Genomic DNA, 2,727 nt, shown 5'->3' on the forward strand with positions numbered 1-2,727 from the left:
CAGCAGCCGCGCGCTGTAGCGCTCGCCGGGCTTGAACAGCAGCTGCTGCTCGATGGTCTCGCGCCGGGTCTGGATGTGCAGCCAGTTCGCGAGGCGGAACGCGGCGTTGTCCTCCTCCTGGAGCCGCGTGTCGAAGATGTCGAGGTTGTCGATGCGGATCTCGCCGATGACCGCGCCGGATTGCTCCAGGCTCTCGTCGGAGGGCAGCTCGGCGGCGGCGGGCGCCACGGGCTCGTCGTCGGCGTGTGCAGCCGGCGGGCACAGCGCACCGCAGGCGATCAGTGCGGCAATGAGTCTGATGTTCGACATGCCTGCACTGTGCAAAGCCGAGAGTTAGTCGAGCCTTAAGATGCCGCGGCCAGTCCCCCGGGTCGTGGGGGATCGCACGGAATGCGGTGCGCGCTAAGTCGCCATTAAGTGCTCGGCCGGCACAGTGAGCCCATGAGTCCGCGGGCGCTGCCTTCGCGGCCGTCGCGCACTCGGCGCTGCACACGCACTCGTTCGCGAACGTCGACCTGTGGCTGGGCCTGGCGCTGCAGGCCGACCAGTCACCGTGGGTGCATGCGCCGATGGACGCCGTCAGTGCCGTGCATGGAACGCTGGGGTTGACGCTGTTGTCGTCGATCGTGGTGCTGGTGCTGTGGTCGCTGAACGACCGGCCCTGGGCCATCGTGTTCGCGACGACGATGCTGGGTGAGGCGTTGGTCAACAGCGGGCTGAAGCAGATCTTCATGCGTGTCCGGCCGACCTTCAGTGCCTCGGCGGCCGAACTGCACAGCTACAGCTTCCCGAGCGGGCACAGCATGGCCGCCGCGGTGTTCTACGGCCTGCTCGCGCTGTGGTGGCCGGCTTCGCGGCCGGTGCTGCGTGGCTGGCGCTGATGCTGGTGCTGTTCCATCAGGCCGATCGGGCGCATGCTCTTGTTCGCTGACTTTCATGATGCAAGGAAGAACCGCATCAAGGCCAACATCAACGCAAACAGATAGCCGTACGCGAACTTGTCGATTCTGAGGACCGGCTCGCCACGACGAGCGCGCCACGCACCCATGGCCGACATGAGACTGCCGACCGCCAGGGGCGTGACGATCAGGTTGACCAGGCGCCACGGACCGGGAACGAGGTTGTGGGGGAACGCCAGGAGGCTGAGGCCCCCGACGACGCCTCCGAAGAGCGCATAGCCGAATGCGGCAAGCCAGGGGTTCGGGGCCTTGCGGAACGGCTCGGCCAGCGAGTGGAGGCCCAACTCCAGCAGGACTTCGCCGACCACCTGGATCAGAAACTCGCCGAGCACTTCAAGAACGATCTCAAGCATGAAGGGGCGCCGCCGCGCGCTGCTAGCGCAAAGGATTGATCGGGCAGACGGGCGGCCACGCACCGACGTAGCGCCGATTCACGGTCGTGCGGCCCTGGCCATCCGTGAGGCGCAGTTCGTCGCCGGCCAGCACCACGGTCGAATCGATGGTCCTGGATTGCTCCTGAAGTGTCACCGTGAGCTTCAAGTGGTTGCCGTCGGCGACTTCCCAGGTGGCCGGCAGGAACGGCGTACCGCGCTGCTTCCACTCGTCGGCTTCGCGACCGCATTTGGGATACATCCGGAAGGTCTTGTCCGCCCGGAACTCCACGAATTGGCGATCGGTGCTGGTCCAATGCCCTGTCAGCGACTGTTCGAGTGGCGAGCCGTCTTGCGCTCCCGCGGTGGCGGCAATGGGCAGCAAGAGCAGGGGAAGCAGGCGAGAGCCGATCATGGGGGTCGAGCCGAGGAAGCAGGACCGGCCACGTTAACGCATTGCGATGCCGATGACCTTGTCGATCCGGGTGGCGGTCGAACGTCGTATGGATGAAGCCTGCGAACCGCAGACGCTTCATTCAGCCCTTGTCGCATCACCAGGAGACCCCCCGTGACAAAGATGATCTTCGTGAGCCTTCCCGTCACCGACCTCGCCGCCTCGATCGCGTTCTACAAGGCGCTGGGATTCGAGCAGAACCCGCAGTTCAGTGACGACACCGCGGCCTGCATGGTCTGGAGCGAGACGATCCACGCGATGCTGCTCACCCACGCCAAGTGGCGCACCTTCACCGAGCGGCCGATTCCCCCCGTAGGCACCAGCGCCGTCATGCTGGGCCTGACCGTGGACAGCCGGGCGGCCGTCGACCGGATGAACGAGGCCGCGGCTGCGCACGGTGGCCGGGCCGACGTGAACCCGGTGCAGGACCTTGGCTTCATGTACGGCCGGGACCTGGCCGACCCCGACCAGCACCTGTGGGGCGCGATCTGGATGGATCCGGCGGCGATGCCTGCCGGCGATCAGGCGGCGTAGGCCAGCCCGGGCGAAGCGCTATTTCCTGCCGCGTTCCGCGCGCCCCGCAGCCTGAGGGCGCTTGCGCCCGCTGAGCATCGCCGCGGGCAGGTTCTCGCGCCAGCGCCAGCTCATCACGGCGACGCCGGCCAGGTGCACCGCGACCGAGACCATCAAGGTGTCCGCGAGCCAGGCGTGCAGGTCGTGCACGCGCTCGTCGCCCCAGAAGGCATCCAGCCGGCTCATCCACCCGGTGAGCCCGAGCAGCAGCACCAGCAGCCACAGCAGCCAGACCATCCACAGGCCCAGCGGGTTGTGGCCCAGCGTGCGCGGTGCGTTGCCGCGCAGGTAAGTGAGCGTGTCGCCGATCGAGGGCTTCAGCGCGCGCCAGCCACCCGGGCCACGGTGCAGTGCGGCCCACAGGCAACGC

6 protein-coding genes are annotated in these 2,727 nt (G+C 67.3%); 2 read left to right on the top strand and 4 right to left on the bottom strand.

The genetic code is table 11. The features are described from left to right. Positions 1 to 309: hypothetical protein (locus AC1D15_RS25705; RefSeq protein WP_477828219.1), on the bottom strand; the 309-nt coding region annotated here is incomplete at its 3' end. 260 nt (positions 310 to 569) lie between these two features. On the opposite strand from AC1D15_RS25705, the gene AC1D15_RS25710 reads away from it, so the two are divergent. Next, entirely contained in the window at positions 570 to 881 is a 312-nt protein-coding gene (locus AC1D15_RS25710) for a phosphatase PAP2 family protein (protein WP_477828220.1), read from the top strand. A gap of 53 nt (positions 882 to 934) precedes the next feature. Here the strand turns inward: AC1D15_RS25710 and AC1D15_RS25715 are convergent, their stop codons facing one another. After that, the gene (locus AC1D15_RS25715; RefSeq protein WP_477828221.1) at positions 935 to 1,312 is read right to left on the bottom strand and encodes a hypothetical protein; all 378 of its coding nucleotides are present in this window, start codon (positions 1,310 to 1,312) and stop codon (positions 935 to 937) included. 22 nt (positions 1,313 to 1,334) lie between these two features. Continuing rightward, positions 1,335 to 1,745, bottom strand: a complete 411-nt coding sequence (locus AC1D15_RS25720; protein WP_477828222.1) for a hypothetical protein — start codon at positions 1,743 to 1,745, stop codon at positions 1,335 to 1,337. Positions 1,746 to 1,898: 153 nt separating this feature from the next. Here AC1D15_RS25720 and AC1D15_RS25725 point away from each other — a divergent pair, with 153 nt between their 5' ends. Next, on the top strand, positions 1,899 to 2,318 hold the full coding sequence (locus tag AC1D15_RS25725; protein WP_477828223.1) for a VOC family protein: 420 nt from the start codon (positions 1,899 to 1,901) through the stop codon (positions 2,316 to 2,318). A gap of 18 nt (positions 2,319 to 2,336) precedes the next feature. Here the strand turns inward: AC1D15_RS25725 and AC1D15_RS25730 are convergent. After that, the coding region (locus tag AC1D15_RS25730; protein WP_477828224.1) for a cytochrome b/b6 domain-containing protein at positions 2,337 to 2,727 on the bottom strand (391 nt) is incomplete at its 5' end.

Source organism: Rhizobacter sp. P2_H2 (assembly GCF_056403375.1).

Coding starts and splice junctions, on each gene's coding strand:
- AC1D15_RS25710 (WP_477828220.1), top strand. CDS start 570: ATGGACGCCGTCAGTGCCGTGCATGGAACGCTGGGGTTGACGCTGTTG.
- AC1D15_RS25715 (WP_477828221.1), bottom strand. CDS start 1,312: ATGCTTGAGATCGTTCTTGAAGTGCTCGGCGAGTTTCTGATCCAGGTG.
- AC1D15_RS25720 (WP_477828222.1), bottom strand. CDS start 1,745: ATGATCGGCTCTCGCCTGCTTCCCCTGCTCTTGCTGCCCATTGCCGCC.